Annotated in this window: 18 protein-coding genes and 1 pseudogene; 3 read left to right on the top strand and 16 right to left on the bottom strand. The window is 26.0% G+C overall.

The annotated features are described in order from the left end of the window. Positions 1–76: 76 nt before the first annotated feature. The 12 genes from KQI36_RS11395 to KQI36_RS11340 all read right to left on the bottom strand — a co-directional run bounded on the left by KQI36_RS11395 (position 77) and on the right by KQI36_RS11340 (position 12,698). Positions 77–619 carry a GNAT family N-acetyltransferase gene (locus KQI36_RS11395; RefSeq protein ID WP_061994364.1) on the bottom strand — a complete coding sequence of 181 codons (543 nt, stop codon included), beginning with the start codon at positions 617–619 and terminating at the stop codon, positions 77–79. A gap of 4 nt (positions 620–623) precedes the next feature. After that, positions 624–830 carry a GNAT family N-acetyltransferase gene (locus tag KQI36_RS11390; RefSeq protein ID WP_268869880.1) on the bottom strand — a complete coding sequence of 69 codons (207 nt, stop codon included), beginning with the start codon at positions 828–830 and terminating at the stop codon, positions 624–626. A gap of 252 nt (positions 831–1,082) precedes the next feature. Then, complete coding sequence (locus KQI36_RS11385; RefSeq protein ID WP_216451098.1) at positions 1,083–2,204, bottom strand: M3 family oligoendopeptidase; 1,122 nt, start codon at positions 2,202–2,204, stop codon at positions 1,083–1,085. Between the two features lie 14 nt (positions 2,205–2,218). Continuing rightward, positions 2,219–2,737 carry a gluzincin family metallopeptidase gene (locus KQI36_RS11380; RefSeq protein ID WP_216450978.1) on the bottom strand — a complete coding sequence of 173 codons (519 nt, stop codon included), beginning with the start codon at positions 2,735–2,737 and terminating at the stop codon, positions 2,219–2,221. A gap of 127 nt (positions 2,738–2,864) precedes the next feature. Further along, a complete protein-coding gene (locus KQI36_RS11375) occupies positions 2,865–3,113 on the bottom strand; it encodes a hypothetical protein (protein ID WP_216450977.1) in 249 nt (82 codons plus the stop codon). A gap of 164 nt (positions 3,114–3,277) precedes the next feature. Then, positions 3,278–4,456, bottom strand: coding sequence for a nuclear transport factor 2 family protein (locus KQI36_RS11370; protein WP_216450976.1), 1,179 nt, complete (start codon positions 4,454–4,456; stop codon positions 3,278–3,280). Between the two features lie 161 nt (positions 4,457–4,617). Then, positions 4,618–4,908, bottom strand: a complete 291-nt coding sequence (locus tag KQI36_RS11365) for a CD3324 family protein (protein ID WP_216450975.1) — start codon at positions 4,906–4,908, stop codon at positions 4,618–4,620. Between the two features lie 860 nt (positions 4,909–5,768). After that, positions 5,769–7,721 (bottom strand): ABC transporter permease, encoded by a 1,953-nt coding sequence (locus tag KQI36_RS11360; RefSeq protein ID WP_216450974.1) that lies wholly within the window; start codon positions 7,719–7,721, stop codon positions 5,769–5,771. Beyond that, positions 7,714–8,481, bottom strand: a complete 768-nt coding sequence (locus tag KQI36_RS11355) for an ABC transporter ATP-binding protein (RefSeq protein WP_216450973.1) — start codon at positions 8,479–8,481, stop codon at positions 7,714–7,716. The genes KQI36_RS11360 and KQI36_RS11355 overlap by 8 nt, the downstream gene beginning before the upstream one ends. Before the next feature lie 227 nt (positions 8,482–8,708). Continuing rightward, entirely contained in the window at positions 8,709–9,722 is a 1,014-nt protein-coding gene (locus KQI36_RS11350) for a sensor histidine kinase (protein WP_216450972.1), read from the bottom strand. Between the two features lie 2 nt (positions 9,723–9,724). After that, positions 9,725–10,396 carry a response regulator transcription factor gene (locus tag KQI36_RS11345; protein ID WP_216450971.1) on the bottom strand — a complete coding sequence of 224 codons (672 nt, stop codon included), beginning with the start codon at positions 10,394–10,396 and terminating at the stop codon, positions 9,725–9,727. A gap of 415 nt (positions 10,397–10,811) precedes the next feature. After that, on the bottom strand, positions 10,812–12,698 hold the full coding sequence (locus tag KQI36_RS11340; RefSeq protein WP_216450970.1) for an endonuclease MutS2: 1,887 nt from the start codon (positions 12,696–12,698) through the stop codon (positions 10,812–10,814). Positions 12,699–13,642: 944 nt separating this feature from the next. Between KQI36_RS11340 and KQI36_RS11335 the strand changes: the two genes are divergently transcribed. From KQI36_RS11335 to KQI36_RS11325, 3 genes are read left to right on the top strand one after another with little or no spacing between them, the layout of a single operon-like run. Beyond that, positions 13,643–16,780, top strand: coding sequence for a PatA/PatG family cyanobactin maturation protease (locus KQI36_RS11335; protein ID WP_216450969.1), 3,138 nt, complete (start codon positions 13,643–13,645; stop codon positions 16,778–16,780). Positions 16,781–16,820: 40 nt separating this feature from the next. Then, the gene (locus KQI36_RS11330) at positions 16,821–16,991 is read left to right on the top strand and encodes a hypothetical protein (RefSeq protein ID WP_216450968.1); all 171 of its coding nucleotides are present in this window, start codon (positions 16,821–16,823) and stop codon (positions 16,989–16,991) included. 40 nt (positions 16,992–17,031) lie between these two features. Next, complete coding sequence (locus KQI36_RS11325) at positions 17,032–17,271, top strand: hypothetical protein (protein ID WP_010299410.1); 240 nt, start codon at positions 17,032–17,034, stop codon at positions 17,269–17,271. A gap of 169 nt (positions 17,272–17,440) precedes the next feature. Here KQI36_RS11325 and KQI36_RS11320 read toward each other — a convergent pair whose 3' ends face one another. From KQI36_RS11320 to KQI36_RS11305, 4 genes and pseudogenes are all read right to left on the bottom strand, one after another. Next, a complete protein-coding gene (locus KQI36_RS11320; RefSeq protein ID WP_216450967.1) occupies positions 17,441–17,701 on the bottom strand; it encodes a hypothetical protein in 261 nt (86 codons plus the stop codon). Between the two features lie 36 nt (positions 17,702–17,737). Further along, complete coding sequence (locus KQI36_RS11315) at positions 17,738–21,442, bottom strand: cell wall-binding repeat-containing protein (protein ID WP_216450966.1); 3,705 nt, start codon at positions 21,440–21,442, stop codon at positions 17,738–17,740. A 580-nt stretch (positions 21,443–22,022) separates the two neighbouring features. Continuing rightward, on the bottom strand, positions 22,023–24,089 hold the full coding sequence (locus KQI36_RS11310; RefSeq protein ID WP_216450965.1) for an ABC transporter permease: 2,067 nt from the start codon (positions 24,087–24,089) through the stop codon (positions 22,023–22,025). After that, a pseudogene (locus KQI36_RS11305) lies at positions 24,089–24,843 on the bottom strand (ABC transporter ATP-binding protein). The gene KQI36_RS11310 and the pseudogene KQI36_RS11305 overlap by 1 nt, the downstream one beginning before the upstream one ends. Positions 24,844–24,976: the final 133 nt, after the last annotated feature.

Raw genomic sequence — 24,976 nt, 5'->3', positions numbered from 1 at the left:
ATCTAATTTTAAATATCAAATTTAAACCCTATAAGACACTTTTATATTAAAACAAAAAATAATAGTGTTTCCTTTCTTATTCCATATTAATCTTTTTTCTCATACTTAAAATCCTATATTCATTTTTCTCTATTTCTCCTACTGATGTATTAAAGACTTTAAACCCTGATCTTTCGTAAACCTTTATTGCTCTTTTATTAAATTCAGCAACGCCACATCTAACGTATTCCCCATTGTAATCATATTCTTTTAATGCAAACTTTACACATGCATCAACAAACTTTTTTCCTAATCCTATTCCACAAAGTTCTGGTTTTAATCCCCAACCAACCCACATTTCATATTTTTCTTCAGGAGTGTTTTTTACAATTTCATGTTTAACATACCCCTCATCTTCTTCATCTTCACTATTTTCTCTAAAAAATTCTATTGTTAACTCACCTATAATATCATTTTTTTCATTTAAAACTGCAAACCTTCCTAATCCCCACGTTTCTTTATCTAATAAAAATTCTTTTTCGTTAACATAACTATATATATTATATTTACCTTCATAATTCCAATTATTAATTATTTCCTTTGCATACTCTAAGTTCATTGGAACAAATTCAAAATTCATATCATTATTCTCCAATCAAATTTTCTACTAGCTTCATATTAATCAATTCGCTTCCCTTTAAAAAGCCTAGTTTATAGTATAAATCTTCTGCCTTATTCCCTATATCTACATACAATCTAATAGCTAAATATTCTTCATTTAACATAGTAAGTGCTTTCTTTATCATATTGGTACCAATTCCTCTACCTGAGTAACCTGGTTTCACAGCAATTTGATAAATTAATGGCCACTCTTTCTAAATAAATATATAACAAATCCCTACTAAATTTTTAGTATGTTTATCATATACAAGTTTTATTGAACAAACATTATCATAACTTTTTTCAAATGAATTATTTATTTAATAAATTTTATAATATTTAGAAAACACTTGATTTTCTGCTCTTTCAATGGTATATCATTCTTCTAAATCATATTTAAATATTTCTTTTGAATATGTCATGTACACTCACCGCCTTATATATCATATTAACTTTTCTTCTATATCAAGTATCCATTTCCTTATACACTTTATAACATATTTTATACTTTCTTCTTCAAAGGGATTTTTTAGATTTCCTAATTTAATAATTTCTGAAAATGATTTACTTCCCCCAGCTTCACATACTTTCATGTAGTCATTCCAAGCTTCTTTGTTATTTAATTTAGATTTGCACCAAAAATTAAACGCAACTATTTGTGCCAATCCATAATCAATATAGTAAAATGGATCTACAAAAATATGAGCTTGTCTTAGCCAGTATCCACCTTTATTTAAAAAATCATTTTTCCCATAATCTCTATATGGAATATACTTCATCTCGAGCTTTCTCCAAATTTTATTACGTTCTTCATATGTAGCCTCTGGTTTTTCATATACAAAATGTTGAAACTCATCTACTATAGAAATATAAGTTAATAAATATAATTGAGTAACCATGTGGTAAAACTTATATTTTTCTATATCTTTATCAAAAAATTCATCTATCCATGGTTCTATTAAAAATTCCATGCTCATAGAACATATTTCTGCAACATCTTCAGGTGCACCATAATACTCTGGCATTTTCTCATTTCTACATAAATATTTTTGGAATCCATGTCCAACTTCATGGATAAATGTATTAAAATCTTCTATAGTTCCTTGGCATACAGAAAATATAAAAGGTGCCTTATATTTAGGTATATACTCACAAAAACCACCTGACTCTTTTCCTTCTCTTTTTTCAATATCCCAAAGGTTTCTTTCCACCAAATATTTAAAAAACTTACTTGTTTCTGGCGATAATTCCTCATACATTTTTGATGTCTTCTTTATAATTGAATTAATATCACCTATGAGCTTTGCATTACCACTTAAGAAATGTACTGGTTCATCATAATATTTTATTTTCTCTATTCCAAGCCTTTTAGCCTGTCTTTCTATAAGTTCTTTATTTAATGGTACAATATACTCTAATATCTGCTTTCTGAACTTAGCTACCATTTCCTTATCATAACCAATTCTATTCATACGAGCATATCCCATATCAACAAAATTTTCATATCCCATCTTTAAAGCCATTTTATGTCTTACTTTTACGAACCTATCAAATAATTCTTGCATTTCTTTTTCATGCTCTATATATATTTCTGTTTGTGCTTCATAAGCTCTCTATCCCATCTTCCAAGAATTTTTCCTTGAAATTTTTTATTAAAAGACTGCACCATTTCAACATATTCTAGTATTAATTTTTTCTCCTGTTGTAATTCTTCTATTATTTCATCAGAAACACATCTCATTTTCATTTTTGCCAAATCAAAAAGTTGATTCCCATATCTACACTTGAGCATTTTTTTAAATTTCGAACTATCTAAAGCCTTATAATATTCGCAAATTAATCCATCCATAATAGGTTCAGCATCTGCATAGTACTCCATTTCTTTACTATAAAACTCTTTATTTATGCCTAAATATTTTCTTAATTCACAAATAACTTTCATAGATATAAATTCATTTCTAATTTCATTAATTTCATCTATTACAAAACATTGATTTTCATAAGAATCACTATTGCTAAAATCCTCTATTAACTTAAAAATTTTTCTTTTAGCTTCTTCTATATCCACCCTTTTATATTCAAAATCTTCAAATCTCATAACATCCTCCTAAATTTAATTCTTTTATAATTTATAAATTCTACTATTTACAATTAAATATATATAACATTCCTATATTACAATTAAGAAAAACACAGCTATAAAATTTTAATAGCTATATTTTTCTTTATACACTCTCCTTGCCTATAAGTGCTATAAGACCATTTGCCAATGTTTCACCCCAACTTAAATAGTCATGACCTGAGTAAAAATTTTCATATTTCACATCATAACCTTTTTTTACTAATACATCTTTTATATTATTTATAACTTCCATCATTATGGGCTCAGTGTCATAAGGTCTATCTTCTAATACTCCAGCATTTAGATAAAACTTTAATGGTAACTTATCTATCAGCTTATACTCTTTAGTCAAATACTCTTCTTTATACCAATAAGAGCCTGACTGTGAAAGAACTTTTCTAAAAATATTAAAATTATTTTACTTTTTCTTCTAACTCACTTATTTTATAACTACTAAATTCTTTATCGCTCATAACTTTTCACCTTTTTAATAATTATATTTTTTAAGTCAATATATTATTTAATAATTCTTTCACTTGGAAGCTCTTCAACTATATCTGAAAAATGCATGTGATTAAATTTCCATTTACCTTTCTTTTTTACTAATACACCGAAAAATCTCATAGGACAAATTGAGTTTTCATTATAAGATTCTAGACAGTTTAATGACATATTTATTGAAAATAACATATTTTGTAATAACTCTTTTTGCTTTTTATTCTCTCGTATAAAATATTCAAAGTTAGATTTTGGCCAAGTACAAACGGTTTTTTCTAAAAACTTAAATTTTATAAATGCCTTTGAAATAACAACAGCCATATCCCCTAAAACTGAAATATATGCATTTTCTTTGTTTACATTAAAATCCCCCCAATATTTCCAGTCACATTCTAATAATTCCTTACTTTCTTCAAACCCATGAAAATTTTCTCCATTATCGGTTCCAAATATATACACATTCTCATCATGATGAAATAATTTTTCACCATAATAGTCAACAAGTGATGCATCCCTTTTGTCATAACTCTCTTGTAAAATTTCTAATACTTTCTCAATTTCATTTACTTCTTTATCTTCTTTATTTTTTATTGGAAGTATTTTAAACTCATCCTCAATGCTTGCATCATCAATTATTAAATCTTCTCTTGCTCCTCCAAATGAAATTTTCATGTGTTTTATCTTCCATTTAGAATTATCTTTAACTGTAATAAATGTTGTTCTAAAAGGAAATACATATTCTTCACCTAAACTTATATCATATAAACTTCTTGATATTTGATCTGAAAATTGAACTAAATCAGCTTTTGATATTTCTCTTGCATTTAATATATTTGATAACCTATCAATCATAATATTTGAAGCTTTTTCTTCACTGATGTTATTTAAACTTTTTCCACTAATTGCTATGCAAGCTACATTTTCTTCTGCATTTATCACAGAGTTTTCTATATCTAAATCAATATTCTTTAAATAACTATTTTTATCACTCCAATAAATTCTAATTGCACTTTCTATCTGAGATAATCCAAAATACCAACTTTTTTCTCCTACTCCTAAAAGACTTGTATTATCGTCATCAATAAAAAATTCTTTAATGAACTCTTCAATATTATTCAAATCATTTTTTATATATTTTTCTTGAAACACTTTTAAAAATTTTTTTATTTCATTTATTACTTTAACATTTTTAGTCATAATAATAGCCCCCATTTTTATTACTCTCTATATATTAATTTTATTAACTTTAACTGAAATTATATATATCCAAAACTATTCTGTATCAAATTTGATATAAAAAAAGCCCCATCATCAATACCTTTAATAGTTTTGATGATAGGACTTTTTTTTATTTTAAATTAACCACTTTGTAGTAAATTTTCTCTTCTTTCTTTACTTATGATTCTTCGTATACTTTGTTCTGATAGAAAGTATTCCTTAGCTAACTGTGCAACCTTAATTCCCTTATTATATTTTCTTAAAATCTGAGAATTTCTTTCCTTTAGCATTTTTTTAGCTCCACTTTTTTCTCCCCAAGACTTTTCATTTTCAGTTTTTCTTGGTATATATAAATACTCTCCATCTATATAATTTTGAATTACTTCTATAATATCCTCTGGTAAAACCTCATACGCTTTAACATATTTCATACTCATTGCCCCCCTTAATACTATTAATTAAGGCAAAGACCTATGAAAAAGTAAGCTTACATATCTTATCGGAGCTTGTTTGTTACAGCTACTAACAATTATCTAGCTCCAAGCAAAGCATAGCTGACTTAGTCATTCTGGTCTTTGCTTGAAGCATTTTACTTACGGTATGATATTGCAATCTATAATCTCTCATTTTTACACCACCTTATACATTCATCTATAAAATTACAAGTCAATATTTTATTATATTCTTATAATGTTTTACATATAATTGATTCTTTAAATTCGCAATTCAATATGTCCATAAAAACCTCATCAAATTCATTTTACCTACTAATTTCTTTTAAAAATCCATTTTTATTTCTCCTCTAATGCAAGCATATTTATTTCTTATATTTTAGATTTACACTTGCTTCTATAACCACATGCTATATATAACTTTGTAAAAACATTTAAAAATTGCACCCTAGTGGTATAAATTTAATTATAATATAAAATAACATTATAGATATTAATGTTATTACTTTAGATTGTTAACAAATGGTAAATTACCACCAATTTTTAGCTATTTTTAATGCTACTTAAGAATATTATAATTATCTATCAAACACTACTGACATGTTATTCTTTAAATGGTCAATTTCTTTATTTCCTATTATAGGTATATATATTCTAAGTGAGTTTTTTCATTCCAATTACTTCATAAATTGCACTATACTTAATTTTGGTATACAATTGAGGTTTTATTTTTTCTATTAATAACTATAAACTTTTTAAAATCATAGGTATAACCTATGGCATTAAATATACAAAAAAAGCCCTTGATCTTCAAAGGCTTAAATATAATTATTTCTTATTTATTCCTCAACAATTTTATAATAAGTCCTTGTTGTTAGAGCAAATATTATAAAATAAATAATTGTAAAAACTAAAATTGTTATTAATGTAGTTATTCTAAATAATGCTACATTTGTTAACATGAAAACTGCTAGCAACTTCGTGATTATAGGAAATGCAAAAACAATATGAATTACTGAAAAAGTAATTGGTATGAAAAATATCATTAAAACTTGGCTTCTTATAGTTCTTTTTATTTCAACCTTACTCATACCAACTTTTTGCATTATTTCAAAACGTTCTTTATCATCATATCCTTCAGATATCTGTTTATAATAAATAATTAATACTGTTGCCATTAAAAATAATATGCCAAGAAAAATTCCTAAAAAGAACAATCCTCCATATAAAGATAAAAAATCTTTTTTATTGCTTTCTATACTCTCGGCAGTAACAGCCATATTATTTTCATCAAATTTTTTATTTAATTTATTTGAAATTGTAATCATATAATTTGATTTTCCATTAACATCAAATCCAACTATGTATCCTTTACGCTTTTTATTAAGCTCACAAATATTGTTGATATCTTTTGAAATCACTGTATACGACTCTACTATATCCGTAAAACTTCCCGATATACTTTCTAATTTATCTATCTCTTCTTTTACTTTATAAGTTTTATCATTAATAGTAATACTATCTTTTTCATATTTCTTCTTTCCTTCTGAAAAAATAATAACTTCATCATCACCAAGATTTACATTTTTATTTTCTAATCTGTTGTAATCTGAAAGTGGAACAGCATTTATAAAACAAACATCTGAATCAAGTAAATCATCTTTTATGACTAAAAATTTGTCTTCTTCTTTTACACATGGAATAGTATATTCTAAATAATTCACCCTATTTTTTGCTACTATATTATTTTCTTTTATTTCTCTATCTACAATTCTATCTATTTTTTCACATTGGCTTTTTTCAATTTCTGATGTATTTATTAAAATTTCTCTTGGATATCTATTTCTTAAAACATCTTCCACTCCAACATATAAAGAAACCGTTGTTGAAAGCATAACAAGTACTGCTGTGCTTAAAATACAAATGTTAGCAAGACCTACTGCATTTTGCTTCATCCTATATATCATTCCAGAAACAGATACAAAATTGCTTGTTTTATAATAAAACTTTTTATTTTTTCTTAAAAGCTTTAATAAAGCAATACTTCCTGCTGTAAAAATTGCATAGGTTCCTATAATAACTAAAATAACAGAAGTAAAAAACAATTGTAAAGCTGAGAGTGGTGATTTAACATATAAAGCTATTCCATATCCAGCCCCAAGTGCTACAACACCTATAATTGTCATAATCCATTTCGTTTTAGGTTCTTTTTCTCCATGCTGCCCACCTTTTAAAAGTTCAGTTGGATTAGATCTTTTAATTTCAAATAAATTTGCCATTAGTGTCATAAAAAAGATTCCTATAAAAAGAATTAATGTTCTTACTATAGATATTTTTGAAATATAAAATCCGAAAGCTATTGGGAAATTAAGCACCTTTAAAAATAACAAGAACATAAACTTATCAAGAATAATTCCGCCAGTTAGTCCAAATATGAAACTAATACTTGCAATAAAAATATTTTCTAAAAATAGAACCTTCGCAATGTGTTTCTTACTAAGCCCTAGCACATTGTATAACCCAATTTCCTTTTTCCTTCTTTTTATTAAGAAACTATTGGTATAAAAAAGAAATATAGTTGAAAAAATACCAATTACAACTGTTCCAAAAGAAAGCATACTTTTCAAGCTATCTGATCCTGGAACTTGGTCTAATCCTGGGTTCTTTGAAATAGAGCTCATAATATAAAACATCATAATACTACATATACACGTAATAATGTATGGGATATAAGTTTTGCTGTTTTTTCTAATATTACTTATTGCTAATTTAAGATAAAACATTCTACTCATTTACATCTCCTCCATTGGTAATTATTGTTAATGTGTTGGAGATTTTTTCAAACATTTCCTCATTAGACATTATTCCTCTATATATCTGATGGAACACTTCTCCATCTTTAATAAATAATACTCTACTAGCATGACTTGCAGCTTTAGTACTATGAGTAACCATTAAAATTGTCTGACCTCCTTCATTTATTTCTGAAAACATTTTCAACAAATGATCTGTAGCCTTTGAATCAAGTGCACCTGTTGGTTCATCTGCTAAAATAAGTTGTGGGTTAGTAATAATAGCTCGTGCAACAGCTACCCTTTGCTTTTGTCCGCCAGAAACTTCATAAGGGTATTTCGATAATATTTCCTTGATACCTAACTTATTTGCAATACCCTCTAATCTACTTTCCATTTCATTGTATGATTTTCCCGATAGAACAAGTGGTAAAAATATATTGTCCTTTAAAGAAAATGTATCAAGTAAATTAAAATCTTGAAATACAAATCCTAAGTTATCTCTACGGAATGTAGCAACTTCACTTTCTTTTATAGATACAATATTTTTTCCATTTAATAAAATCTCACCACTAGTTGGTTTATCTAAAGATGCTAATATGTTAAGTAAAGTAGTCTTTCCTGAACCTGATTCACCCATAATAGCTACATATTCACCTTTTTCTACCGAGAATGTTACATTTTTTAATGCTTGTACTTTATTCCCACCAAATCTTGTCATATATATTTTTTTTAAATTGTTTGCTTCTAACAACTTCATAAGAAACTCCTCCTAAATAACATTTAAACCTATTATTTTCAAACCTAAACTTAAGAACTTAAATTTAACCATCTATTCTTTATTTGATTATGCATAAAACATTTTTAGAATTTAATCTACTTAAATTCAATATCTTCTATGTTTTTATTATAGAAAAAAAGAAAATGCAATGCCATAACTTCGCCTTGCATTTTCCTATTTAACCTTACACTTTTGTAAGTACAGCATTATTCAAACATAGTTTTAGCTGAAAAAAGGTCAATTTTAACTGTTGTTCCTACCCCTATTTCAGAAGTAATTATTATTTTGTGTGACAACTTATTCAATATTTTTTTGCAAAGATATAATCCAATGCCCGTCGCCTTTTTGTCCATACGTCCATTATACCCGGTATAACCATTTTCAAATATTCGTGGTAAATCTTCTTTAGCAATGCCTATTCCTGTATCCTCAATAACTAAAACTTTTTCCTTAGACTTACACATGTATATAGATATTTTACCTTCATTTGTATACTTTAAAGCATTAGATAATATTTGTTCAATTACAAAGACTAACCACTTTTCATCAGTTAGAACAGTACAATTTACTTCATTAAATTCAAGAGATATATTCTTTCTAATAAATGTATTAGCATATTTTCTAACTGCTTGTTTTATAATTTGAGATAAATCACAATTTTTTAAGACTAAATCTGATGATGAATTTTCAATTCTCAAATAACATAAAACCATTTCAACATATTGTTCAATTTTAAAAAGCTCTGCTAATAATTCTTTGTTTTCTTCACTTTGTTCCATCTGTAGCAATAATCTCATTGCAGAAATAGGTGTCTTAATTTGATGTGCCCAAAGGGTATAATAATCCATCATTTCTGTACGCTTCATGTCTGCTTTTGAATTCATCTCTATCTTGTTATTATAAAGTTCTACTAAAATATTTTGATAATTCTTTTCAATCAAGTTTCTTGCTAAAGGCATTTTCTCTAAACTAATAGTAATTTGTTTTTTTAAATCATATAATTGGTTATGTTTCCTATAATACTTAATAAAATCGCATACTATAAATATAACAGCAACAGTACATGATAATAAAAATGAATATACTATTGCTTCAAGTTCTAAAGAATACAAAGAAAATACTGCAATGAAAATCATAATAAAAATACTATATATAAATATGATTTTTATATGGTCTTTAATATACGAAATTAATATACATAAAAACGTTTTTTTTTCCATAACTAATTCACCATATATCCTATACCTTTTTTAGTTTTAATAAAATCAATAAGTCCAATATCACTTAACTTTTTTCTTAATCTCGTAACATTAACAGTTAAAGTATTATCATCAATAAAGCTATCACTTTCCCATAATCTTTTCATAATATCTTCACGAGAAATCACTTTTTCTGCATTTTCCATTAAAATTTGAATTATTTTAAATTCATTTTTAGTAAGTTCAATTTTAGAATCTTTATACTCTATAGTTGTATCACTAATATTTAAAACTGCTCCATTATGCTCAATTACATTCATTTGTCCACTAAAAGAATATGTTCTTCTTAACAACGCTTGCACCTTTGCAATAATAACATTTAAATCAAATGGCTTGGCAATAAAATCATCGCCTCCCATATTTATAGCCATAACAATATTCATATTGTCAGACATAGATGAAATAAAAATAATAGGAACCTTTGATATTTTACGAATTTCAGTACACCAATGATATCCATTAAAAAATGGTAGCGATATATCTAATAGAACTAAATGTGGATTAAACTCAATAAACTGCTTATTAATATCCTTAAAGTCTACAACAAACTCTGCATCATAATTCCATTGACTTAAACAGCTTTTAAGTGACTTTGCAATTACTAAATCATCTTCAACAATTAAAACTTTATACATAAATTACTCCTCTCAATACTTTCAAGTCTATTTTCCCTTTAATATAATAACACTTAAATTTATTTTATTTTTAACTATTCCTTATATAGATTTCTAATTTGAAGTTTTAACCTACCTGAATATTCTACTTTTATAAGACATTACTTTTCCTATTTTACAAATCAATTCTTCAATTTTAAAATTATACAATAGTTCAATATTTATAGATAATCTTCTTGTAAGAAGGTCTTCTTTTGCAATATTAAATTATTATCACTTATTCAACAGTAATATCGAATACTTTCCGTAAATCAATACCTACTTTTATACAAATATAATTATAATATAAAACAACGTTATAAATATTAATTTTTATTGATAATTTGTAAATATAAAAACTTCACCAATACTAAAAAAAGTATTGGTGAAGCCTTCATTATTTTTTCATTTCTTTTTGTATTTGCTTTAAAGCTTTTTTAGATCCACGTTTTATATCTTTTTCTAACTTTCTTTCTTTGAAAGATACAAATATTTGATTTAAATCATATCCCTCTGGATATAATTCTTCTGCCTTTATTTCTAATTTAATCCTCTTATAATTTATTTCTTTTAAATTATTATTTATAAAAATAATTAGATTGTTAAATTCATCTTTTTCCTTATATACTATACCATATTCATTGTCATCTATTATAAAAACTTTATCTCCTACTTTGTAATCACAATTATATTCTCTTTTAACTTCTTTTTCATTTTTAATTACTTTACTACTTTTTAGAAAATCATAATTGTAGTTTTTATTTTTTATATATTCTTTAGTTCTTTCTATTACAGGCTTATCTATTCCCATTTTTTCGGCTATATATAAAGCATTACTATTTCCTGATTTGCCTATTTGCAATTTATATAGCGGTTCTAAAGTATCGCATTTAAATTCCATAGCTGCATTTTCAAAATCAGGATGATTAAAAGAGAAATTTTTAATTTCACCATAATGAGTTGATGCTACCGTTATACATCCTTTATGATAAAACTCCTCTAGTATAGATATGGCTAATGCTGCACCTTCATTTGGTTCTGTTCCACTTCCTATTTCATCAAATAATAATAGTGTTGATTTATCACTTAATTTTAAAATTGTAGCTAAATTTTTTACATGAGATGAAAAAGTACTTAAAGCATTTTCTATACTCTGATTATCTCCTATATCAACAAATACCTTATTAAAAACAGCCATTTCCGTTCCATCTTTAGCTGCTATATGAAACCCAGATTGAACTGCTAAAGTTAACAATCCAATAGTTTTTAAAACAACAGTTTTCCCTCCTGCATTAGGTCCTGTTATAATTAACGTTCTAAAATCTTTACCAATGTTACAATCTAAAGGTACACTATCTTTTAATAATGGATATTTTCCCTTTACTATATTAATATATCCATTTTTATTCATTAAAGGCTTTATACCATTTATGCTTTTACTATATTTAGCCTTTGCAAAAATCATATCATACTCTGATATAACATCTATATTCATCTTTAATTCTTTTATTTTTTCAAATATCATATTTGTTAATAATGCTAATATTTTATACTCTTCTACAGCCTCTTCTGATTTTAAAATAGCAAGTTCACTTGTATACTTTTGAATTGATGCTAATTCAACAAACACTGTAGTACCCTTTGGTGATGTTTCTATTATACTTCCTTCTATGCTATTTTTATAAGCAGCCTTTATAGGAATTGTAAACTTTCCCTTTCTCTCACTTATAAAGAATTCCTGTATATAATTTTTATTGCTACTTGATTTTAAAAATTTTTCAAGCTTCTCTCTTATTTTACTTTCACAACTTTCAATATGACGTCTTATCTTTTTTAATTCTCTTGAAGCATTTGAGTCTACTCTATTACTTTTAATTGATAAATTTATTTCTTCTTCTATATAACTTAAATCAGATATATTATCACCATAGGCACTTAATGTAGGTGCATATCCTTCCTTGTCTTTTATAAATATTTTTACCTTTCTACACCCTCTTAAAAAGTCAGATATAGTTGTTAAATCCGAAGGCTCTAAAGCAGCACCTTTTTCTATTTTTTCTATATAATTTGTAATATTAAATATTCCTTCTAATGGTATATGATATCCTGCATCTAAAAGATTTCTCCCCTGTGATGTTTCATCTAACATTCTATTTACTTGCTTTAAGCTATTACTAGGCTCTAGTTTATCTAATAAAATTTTTCCTAAACCACTAACACAATATTCTTTAACTATTTCTTTTAACTCGTAATAATTTAATTTTTCTAATGTTTCTTTATTCATCTTGTTAATACTCCTCCTATTAAACAATCAATAAATAATTTATTGATTGAAATAAATAATATCAACAAGTCTTCTATATTTTTTACTCATCTTGCATGATAGATTTCATTTTTCCAATAAAAAAAGCCATGGATACACCACAGCTTTAAATTAACACTTTTAAAGATATTTAAAAATAATTTTTAAACACCTTCACAATGAGTAAATTTGCAGACTTGTATCTTAATAATTTTAATTAATTTCACAACAAATAAAGGTAAAATACCCAATTTTTAGAAATTAATATTCAATTAATTATTTAAGATACTAAACACTCACAAACTTCCCTCACTTTACTTTTGAAATCTATCTATTTTAAATTTATATTTATATAATATCATTTATTTTTTTTAACGTCAATCATGTTAGTTTTATATTTTTTATAATTAATAACCATACTCCACATCCATCCCATAATCAAAGCAGCAAATATGTCATTATTAAAATTTCATTTTTAATGTTCATTTTACTTATTATTTTTTTCGAAAAGTCATAAATTTTATAAAATTTTGAAAATATAATTATAAATATAATTGTATAAGCTATATAAACCTTATCACTATTCATTTTTTAAATTCCCCTTATTTAGTTTTATCTTTAAATATATTATCTATTATTTGTAATGTAAAATAAATATATTATTATGTTTTACAATATATTATTTATTAATAAAGTGTAAACTTTGCATGTTGTATATATTTTTAAATCTAATTCTATATTTAATAAAATACTTCTGAACTATAGTATTTAAGCACAGTTTACTTTTTTTATATATAATATAATCTTAAATTTTCAAAATTATATTTTATTTTCATTAAGAATTGGTCGTAACTTTTTATTACTTATTTGCATAAAGTACTAATAGATTATCTCAAAACATTTAGTTATAAGGATGTGTAAATGAAATGAATCCTATTTATTTGGATAATAACGCAACTACACATATTTTCCCTGAGGTAATGAATGAAATGCTTCCCATATTAAATGATAATTATGGAAACCCATCTAGCTCTCACGAATTAGGGAAATATTCAAAACTTGAATTAGAAAAGGCTAGAACAAAAGTAGCGCAATTACTAGGATGTAAATCTCAAAATATTATTTTTACCTCTGGAGGAACAGAAGGCAATAATCTTGCACTTAAGGGATTTGCTGAGACTTTAAAAGAAAAGCATCACTTTATAACTTCTATGGTTGAGCATTCTTCTGTATTAGAAAATTTTAATTATTTGGAGAAAAATGGACATACAGTAACTTACCTTCCAGTAGATCATAATGGTCTATTATATCCAAATCAGGTAGAAGAAGTTATAAAATCTCATCCAAATACAGCATTAATCTCAATCATGTTTGCAAATAATGAAACTGGAGTACTTTTCCCAATAAAAGAAATCGGCAAAATTGCAAAAAAATACAATATACTTTTTCATTGTGATGCTGTTCAAGGAGTAGGTAAAATACCTATTGATGTAAATGATTTAAATATAGACCTTCTTACTATATCAGGTCATAAAATACATGGTCCTAAAGGTTGTGGTGCCCTATATATACGTGATATGAATAAAGTTGCTCCATTAATACACGGTGGTGGACAAGAAAATGGTAAACGTAGTGGAACAGAATCATTACCTACTATAGTTGGTTTTGGTAAAGCCTGTGAAATTATTTCCAATACAATGGATAAGTTTATCCCTAATATCACAAAATGTAGAGACCTATTAGAACAAGGTATTATTAAAATTATGCCTACTGCATTAATAAATGGATATGAATCAACCCGTTTATGCAACACTACAAATATTCAATTTTCAGGAATACGTGGTAAAGATCTTCTTGATAAACTTTCTCAAAATAAAATATATGTTTCTCATGGTTCAGCTTGTTCAAATAACCATTTAGGAAATTCTCATGTTTTAAAAGCTATGGGATTGACTGATTCTCAAATATGCTCCAGTTTGCGTTTTAGTTTGTCAAGAGAAACAACAGAATGCGAAATTAATGAAGTATTGAAAAAAATGTTACAAATATTACCAAATAACATTGAAAAAAATATGGAATTTATTGGACAAGCTAACTTTTTGTCTCCTAGCAATGAAGATAGTACTTTAAAATCCTATGGAATTATTGAAAAAGATCTAAGAAAGTTATGGACATTAACTATGGGAGACCCTAATATCTCCATCGCTATATTAGATGGTTCTGTTGATCTATCCCATAATTGTTTTAAAAAGTCTAATATAAAAAGCATAAATTTTTTGAATAACAAAAGCACAGTGAAAGGAACAGCTACATCACATGGTACTCATGTTACCAGTATAATTTTTGGACAACATTCATGTGGTGTTCCAGGTATAGCTCCAAATTGCACGGGTATTATAATACCAATCTACTCAGATAATATTGGAAATAATTCTATAAAATGTACTCAAGAAGATTTAGCTGCTGCAATTTTAAAGGCAGTTGAACTTGGTGCTAATATTATAAATATTAGTAGTGGACAACTTGTGCATAGTGAAAATGCCAACTATCATTTAATAGACGCAATTAAAATATGTGATGAAAAAGGGGTTCTTATTGTTGCTGCTGCTGGAAATGATGGTTGTAGATGTCTTCATATACCAGCCTCAATTCCATCAGTACTTGCTGTAGGGTCTATGGATTCTAATGGAGTACCTAAAGATTATAGTAATTGGGGTGATGCGTATCAATTTCAAGGAATTCTTGCCCCTGGAGAAAATATTTTAGGCGCTGCTCCTGATAATAAAGCCACTACAAACAACGGAACAAGTTTTGCAGCACCTATTGTAACAGGAATTATAGCTCTTTTTTTGAGCTATCAAATACAAAATGGTATAAAACCTAATGCTTTAGCAATAAGAGATTCTATTTTAAACAACGCTTTACCTTGTCATTTAAATAAAAATTCAGAAACTAATCGTTGTTTAGCTGGAATATTAAACATTTCTGGTACTTTGCAAGAAATATCAAAACAGATAAATTTAAAGAATAAAAATAATACTTTTTTAATATCTAAATTTGATAAAAGTAAATTTAAAATGAAAGGAAGTTCAAATATTATGGATTATGAAAATAATAATATAAAAAATGTTTCAGTTTCAGAAGAAACTAACAATACAAATTTAAATAACTCTAATAAATCTAGTAAAAGTTTACAAGGAGACAGTATTGAATTATCTGGTTGTGGATGTCCTTTTGGGGATTCTGCTCCTTCACTTGTTTATGCATTAGGAAGTATAAACTATGATTTTAGTAGCGAGGCTAGACGTGACTCATTTATTCAAATGATGAGTAGTAGTTATAATCCTACACCAAATCCTTATGATCCTAAACAATTATTAGAATATCTTAATGAAAATCCAGCACATGCTTCTTCAATTATATGGACTTTAAATCAAGAATCTACTCCAATTTATGCAATTCAACCTATAGGTCCTTTTGGTTATGAATCATATAAAATTTTAAGAAGTTTTCTTAAAGATACAGCTAATGGCATTAGTGATATTGTTTCGATCCCAGGAATTATTTCAGGAAGTATAACATTAATGAATGGATATACAGTTCCTGTTATTATACCTGAATTAAGAGGAATGTATAATTGGTCTGTTACAAAATTAGTTGAATCAATAATGGAAACTCCTACAAATCAATTAGATTTAAAAGCTAAGCAAGAATTTGATAGAATAAAAGATGCCATGTCAAATTTCCTTAAACGTGTATATTATGAACTAAGAAATTTAGGACGAACCTCTCAAGAACGTGCATTAAATTACACTGGAACAAATTTAGCACAAATTCAAGAAGTCCTTGAAGATGCAATATTAAAAGGACTAGCACTTGATACTATAGAAGCAGAGCCTAGTAAAATCTGCAGACCAAATTCTGATTGTTGGGATATAAAATTAACACTTTTCCATCCAGAAGATAGACTTGAAAAAGCAAGACATGTTTATTTCTTTACATTAGATGTTAGTGATGTAGTTCCTGTTTCAATAGGTACTGTACGTTCATGGGAAGCATACTAAATCTCTAATATCTAATGAAATTGTAAAGGGGGGTATTCTTGTGAAATTACCACTTCAAGCAAAACCAGTTGTAAGAAATTTAACACAAGTTTCATTAAAAGATAAAGGAATAAAACCAAACCAAATATCAACTTATGAAGATTGCTTAATTAATTGTAATAATTTACAAAGTGCTATAGCAAGAGAGATTTGTAAGTCTTTATGTAGATAAGTTCACCTTTTAAAATTTTTTTGAAAGGAGGTGAATTAATATGAAATTACCACTTCAAGCAAAACCAGTTTCTAGAAATTCATTCTATACTACTCCTATGGATAATAGTGTATCTCCAAATGGTTTCTTATGTGATATGACTTGTACCCTTTTACCTGGAGATGCTCAAAGAATATGCAAAGAAGCTTGTGCCGCTGGTAAAACACTTTGTCCTACAATTTGTAGTGCATTACCAATGCCTTTTAATATGATGTGTAGTCAAGCTTGTAACCTAATATAATAAAATAAGCTAAATTTTAGACCTATTATAAAATAATTTTAGTTTCTGCTAATATTAATTATTAGCAGAAACTTTTTATAATTTTTATTACATTATCCTAACTATATAATTTCTTTAAGTTACATACTTAAATCTTAATTATCTAAAAAGTAATAATACTATTAATTTTTTAGTGTACTTTCCGACCAATTTTTTTGCAAATTATCACCATTTCATTATATATACTTTTTATTGCATATCCAACAATTAATGAAAAAGGAGCAAATATTAAAAGCATATTTTTAATACATATAAATTCAGCTCTATATAAATCATACCATTCACTTGGAACTGGAATACAATACAGCAATATAAAAAGTCCTATTAAATTTAACATTAATATACGACCAATCCATAAAAATATATCCGACCATAATTTTATACGTTTCATTATTCTTCTACTATTTATTTGCTCTTTGAACAATATTTAAGCTGCACAAATAATATTTTCTCTAACTATAATTTTTATAGTTACCTTTGGCTTTTCTCCATCCATATTTTCAGGTAAATCATAATATCCTTCTAATAGATATTCTCCACTTTTATTACAATTATAATCACCTTTAATCCACGTTACAGTGGCTTCTTTTTTATAGCCATTATTTAAATTTAATATAATTTTACTTTGCAAGTTTATATTATTAAAATCTGTTTTTAATTCTATTTCCATAGGATTTACTTCTTCTATTGACTCTACACCTAAAATAACTATTTTATGATGTTTTGAAGTTGGAAACCAATTGTTATTATTTACTGCTTCTGGATTTAAAGTAAAAACTTTAACTTTGTTATCAATTGAGCATCCTTTATTATCTTTAAATGCTTCTTCATGAACTTTTTTAACCTCTTTAAATATAGTAATTGATGTTAATCTATTATTGTAAAATGAAAACCTATCCAATGCTATACCTTCTATATCTTCAGAAAAGTTAGCTGAAACTAATTTATTATTTGCAAAAGCATTATTCCCTATTTTTTTCAAAGTTGATGGGAAATCTATATATTTTAGATTGTTTTTTTCAAACGCATATGCATCTATTTCTTTTACTCCATTTGAAATTATTACTTTACTTAAATTATTATTCTGAAATGCATTAGTTCCAATTACTAAATTATCTAACCCTTCTGGAATTACCAAACTTTCTAACTCCTTATCTTTAAATGAATCAGATTTAATATAATTTATGATTTTTCCTTCTTGGTTTTTATTAGGTAAAACTAAATTTTTATTAGTTTTTAATTTTTGAAATCCATTTTCACTAAATCCACATATAGATGCATCTTCAAAATTAAAATCCTCTACATCCCAACTACTATCATTATTACTATTCATATTTTCTTTAACTATAACTAAAGTTTTAACCTCTAACAAAAACTTTGGATTATTATTAACTACCCCATTAGGTAATACAAATGTTCCAACAACACTATATTCTCCTGGTATATTTCCATCATATTCATCTATTTTCCAATCTAAATCCACATAATGTATATTTTTATTAGAATCTACTATAAAAGTTTTCTTTGGTAAGCCATTAACCGCCTTATCTTTACTTGTTTTAAAGTCCACTACTAATGGAGCAACATCTCCTATAGATTTAATTGTTATATCTTCAACTACTTCTTTCTTCCCACATTTAACCAAAAAAATATTTTTATTTTTATCCAGCTTATCTATTTTTTTAATCGATTCTTTTAATTCGTATTGGTTATCTTCATATTTAACTGGAATCTCAATATCTTTATCTCCTATATGAAAATATTTATTGTTTTCATTTTTCCACATTTCTACTTCTTTTAAAACTTTATCATTACATATATATCTAATAACTACCTTCGCTGGATCGATTACATGATATTTTGAATCTTCCAGAAAATTTTTATTTTTATAATCTACAGTATATAAATGTACTAGTCCATCATATCCTAAATTCTTATTAAATGAATTTTCTTTAATACTTTTAATACTGTTAGGTAAATATACATCTTTTAAATGATTAAGTGAAAATGCATAATTTTCTATAAATTCTACTCCATCTTCAATAGTTAATGAATTAATAAAACAATCATGCCATGTATTCTGAAACGCACATTTCCCTATTTTTTTCACATTTCCTGGAATAACTACATTATCTATTTTATTTCTTGCAAAAGCTTTTTGTCCTAGTTCTGTAACAGTTTTAGGAATATCTATTGATGAAAAATTATTATTGTTAAATCCAGATAAATATGTTAATGTACTAGGCAAATTTATTTTACTTATTTTATTATCACTAAAAGCCATATCACTTATTTTAACAACACCTTCTGGTATAGTCACCTCTTCTAATTCATTAAATGCAAAAGCTACTGGTATAGTTTTTAAACTGCTAGGTAAGTTTAATTTAGATATATAATTTAATGCAAATGCCCCATTACCAACATTTATAACATTTTCTGGTATAGTTAGCTCCTTTATCATATTGTTATTAAAAGCTAACATTCCTATTGTAGTTACAGCTTTAGGTATTTTAATACTTGTTAAACAATTATTACGAAAAGCCTCATTTCCTATAGTTGTTATAGTATCTGGTATAATTATACTATTTATTCCATTATTTTTACTTTGTTTTGCATTTGCTTGATTATTTAAACTTCCTTGTTGCTTAATATCGGTAAAAAATGCCTTATCTCCTATAGTTGTAACTTTCTCTCCCTTTTCATTTTTATTTGGAAGAATTATATCTTTATCTGTCTTTAGTTTTTCTTTACCTAATTCTGAAAATCCAGTTATAATATTACCTTCAAATGTAAAATATTTTGCTTCCCATACTTCTTTATTTTTATCATCTTTTGGAACTTCAGCTCCAGGTTTGTTTGAAGTTTTACTAGATGACTTATTAGGAATTTTAATCTTTACATCTTCTAAATAATAATCATAGAATTCTCCATTTAAATTTTTAAATTTTATTATATATTCTTTTCCTTTTACTAATCCTGAAACTCCTAATTCTATTGTTTTTCTATCTTTACTTAATGTTGCTAAATTAACTTTTCCACCTTCAATATAAAAACTTTTTTTATCTATTGATTTGATTTCACAACCTAATTTAATTATTATTTTTTCATTGGTTACTAATTTTACACTTTCTATTTCTAATTTTTTATTAACTTTTTTAGTATTTAAATTGTTAACTATCTCTTCTAATATATTTCTTTTTATTCCATGTCCTACTTGTACTATATTTTTTATAATCTTTTCTTTCAAGCAATTTTTTTGTGAATCGTCTAACACATCTCCAACTAATTGTACTGGACTCTTTTCCATTCCTGATAAAGGAGCTATAGTAAGTGCATCTATTAACTCATTAAAATTATTTGATCCATCCTTTGCAATGTATAAAGTTTCCAACTCTTTTTCGTTATAAAATTCTCTTATAACTTCTGAATTTGTTTTTATTCTATTGCATCCAGATACTCTTTTTCCATTTAAATCAGTTCTTAATTTTTCTGATATAACACTTTCTCCACCAATTATATATATTGATTTTGAATTTTTAACTATATCCTTTGCTGCAACAAATTCTTTACCATCACTTAAAACTATTGCCATTTCATCTCGTGATGCAGGTGCTGCTATAGATAATCCATCAGCAAGACCATTATATCCATTAACAATTGCTACCTTCTCTACATTTCCCATAGATTTAATAATTTTTTCACAGGTTTCATATCTATTTTCTCCACCTAATCTGTCAATATTAACATTCATCTTTGAAAGTTGTTTTTCTACATTCTTACTAATAACACATTCCCCACCAATAATAATTATATTCTTAATATCTAGCTTCTTAATTTGATTCATTGTAACTTCATTCAATGCATTTTTTTCTGTTAATAAAATTGGTGCATTTTTCATTTTTGCTAAAGGTGCTACTGCTATAGCATCTGATATTGCTGTAGAATTAATTAAAATCACCGTATCTGTATTATTAAATTTATTACTTATTTCTATAGCAGTTTCAAATCTTGTTTTTCCTGCAAGGTGTTCACTGATAATTTTATTATTCTCAGCTGCAAAAGCTCCTATAAACCTACTTGCGATACTACCTCCTATTAATAAAGCCACTAGTAGTTTGAATGTCTTCTTCATTTTTTCCTCCTTACATAATATAGGTTATAACAATTAATTTCATTTTTTTAAAACTAATAACATATCATTAGTCACCTAGTTTATTTAAATATTTACATATTTTTATTTTATTGTATATTTTAACATTATTATACTATAGAAATATAATATTTTGTCAAAATATCATTTTTTATGTATATAATTATAAAATCCCTCTGAATTCTCAGAGGGACTTTCGTATATTATTAAAATAATTATAATTTCTATTTTAACCAATTCTATAGGGTTCCAAGCATAGGCGTAAAGTTAAGCCTGAAAATTCCAAAATCATAGTGTTAAAAAGCAATAATGAAAAAATTTAAAACGATAGTCTGTGAAAATTTCAAAGAAACTCTAAATCAATTTTCAATGAATAGCTTATTAAATTTTTTATTATTACATAGTGTAGTAATAAATTAAAAAAATGTTTTATTGGAATAAAGTGGCTTAGCTTTACGCACATGGGGTTCCAAGTTGACTTTTAAAATTGCTCATTCCAAAACTTGGATACCTGAAATAGATATTATCATTTATCTATTTCACAGGTGATTTTTTATGGTGATTACATACTTTCTTTTATATATTTTTTTCTACTTAGCAAATAGAATATTATTTGAATACTTGCTCCTAAGCCTAAGATTAATAACGCTTTTTTCATAAGAAGTGTTGTGATTGTCATATTTGAGCACATAACATACAAGTAATACATACCTAGTCCTCCTCCAACAAAAATTGGTATGAAAAATGTTATAGCTAATTCTTTGCTTATTAGAGTTTTTATTTCTTTTTTAGTTACACCTATCCTTATCAATGTTGCTATTCTTTCTTCTTCATTATTTATGTCTGACAATACTTTATAATATAAGACAACACCATTTGCTATTACAAACAATAGTCCTATAAAAGACATTGTAAAAAATACTATGCCATAATTTTCTATTTGCAACTTTATAAGCTCTTCTTTATACATTGGTCTATAATATTCTTTTCTTCCTTCCTCATCATATGAATGTTTACCCCAAAGATTTCCTTCTTTCCAAAATGATTCATTTAAGTTATTTTTAATTCTTAAATAATTTACTAAAGAGTAAAAACCTTTATCTCCATTTTTAACATTTATTAAATGAATATTTTCTACTGCTTTTACTGATAACTTATTTTTTAAAAGTTCATAGTCTCTATCATCTAAAACAAAAGCACTTCCTAATTGATGATTTACAAAAGGAACTCCTTTTCTACTTTCAATATTTTCTTTTTCTAAATTAAGAATATAGCTATTTCCTATAACTTTTTCTACACTTCCTACATTTATTACATAATTATTATTTATATTTTCTTTTTCCAATTTTCTTGCCTCTTCAACTTGGCTTTCACTAAGCGTGGCTAAAATAGCTTTTGGATGATTAAATTCTATTTTTTCTTTCACTACATTTATATATTGTGCACTGCTAGGCTTTATATCAATGGTTTCATTCATATGCTTATTATAATTGCTTTCACTTACAACCGTTCTGGCTCCCCAAAATATAAACCCCTCATTCTCCGCTCTAAACATAGGTACATTTAGACACTCTAATATCTTATAATCTTTTATTGTTCCCTTTTCATCTTCTATTATTTTTTCTACTTCTTCTTTTTTTATTTTATTGTAACCTTCATCTTCAACAAACATAATATCAAATGGATTGTTCATATTTATATATTCTCTACTTGATACATATAAAGAATAACTAAACCCAACAAAGAACATTGCCCCTGCCATTAATAAAGAGATCATATACAGAACATTTTTATACCCTAAAAATCTATGGGACAAATTTGAAAGAATAAGAATATTTTTATTATAAGCTCTAGGAAACTTATTAAATATCTCTTTAATCAAAACAATGCCTGTTCCTATTATCATATAGGGACATATTATTGTAAAAGTTATAAATAATCCAAGCATATAAGATTTATTTTTAAAGATTTCATTTAAAAGAGTTTTAGGTAAACAATATAATGATATTATAAATAGTACTAAAGCTATTAACCCTATCACTGTATATTTTTTACCTATTTCACTTTTCTTTGAAGACTTTAAAATTTCCATTATAGACATTTTTCTTATATAAATTACATTAAATAAAAGATTACATAAAAATATTACTAGGAATATCCCTAAACTTAATAAAAAACTCTTATAATTCAATTTGTATGGAATTGATGCTCCATTCAATATTTTATTTAACCCCATATAAAATAATCTTCCAAATATAACACCGCCTAAAATTCCTGTTATTGATGAAGACACCATTATCCCTAAATTTTCTATAAGTATTTGCTTCGTTAAATCCTTAGTAGTCATACCTAAAGTTAAATACATTCCAAATTCTTTACCTCTATTTTTTAAGAAAGCTATATTAGTGTAAGTTATAAAGACTATTGAAAATATTACAATTCCTATTAACGCAATTTTAATAGTCTCGTATAATGAAGTTTTTCCTATGCTTTGCAAAATGATTGGATTAAACATTAAACTTCCATACATAAATAACATAGCTACAATTAATGCATTAATAAGATAAAAGGAAATATATTTGTTGAAATTATGAATAAAATTTTTACGTATTATAGAAGAAAAAGTCATTATTTATCCCCCCCTATAACACTTTGCACTTCTAATATTTTATCGAAAAAATCTTTTCTATCTCCATTTGATGCTATCTCTATTTCGATTTTACCATCTTTAATAAATATTATTCTTTTACAAAAAGATGCAGCAAAAGGGTCATGAGTTACCATTAAAATGGTACTATTAATATCCTTATTCATGCTACTTATGGTTTCCATTACATTATTAGCTGATTTTGAATCTAGGTTTCCTGTTGGCTCATCTGCAAATATTATAGCCGGTTCATTAATTAAGGCCCTTGCAGCTGCTACTCTTTGTTTTTGGCCACCAGATATATGATATGGATACTTCTTTTTTAAATCTTCTATATTGAAAAATGTCATAAGACTATGAACTTTTTTTCTATTTTCGCAGGCTCCAATTTATCTAATATAAGTGGTAGTGCTATATTTTCTTCCAAATTTAAACTATCTAAAAGATTAAAATCTTGAAATATATATCCAATATTTTTTCTTCTAAACAAAGCTAACTCATCTTTTTTCATTTTACTTATATTTTTGTCCTTTATAATTATTTCTCCTGAAGTTTTATTGTCTACCCCCGAAAGTATATTAAGTAATGTTGTCTTTCCACTACCACTAGGTCCCATTATTCCAACAAATTCTCCATCGTTAATAGTTAAACTTATTCCATCTAATGCTTTTACTTCTTTTACACCTTTGTATGAACTATAAATCTTTGTTAAGTTATTTATCATTAAAATTTCCATTTCTAAACTCCTCACCTATTTTTAAAATTACTTTTACTTTTTCATCTAAAACTTCAAACTAAAAATTTAATTCTTATATGCATAATACTAGTATAAAGGGGAATCCATTTGTCTTAAATGGATTCCCCTTACA

Origin of the sequence: Clostridium senegalense (assembly GCF_018916625.1) — a bacterium.
Classification (GTDB): Bacteria; Bacillota; Clostridia; order Clostridiales; family Clostridiaceae; genus Clostridium_J; species Clostridium_J senegalense.
This window is presented reverse-complemented; position numbering and strand designations above follow the sequence as displayed.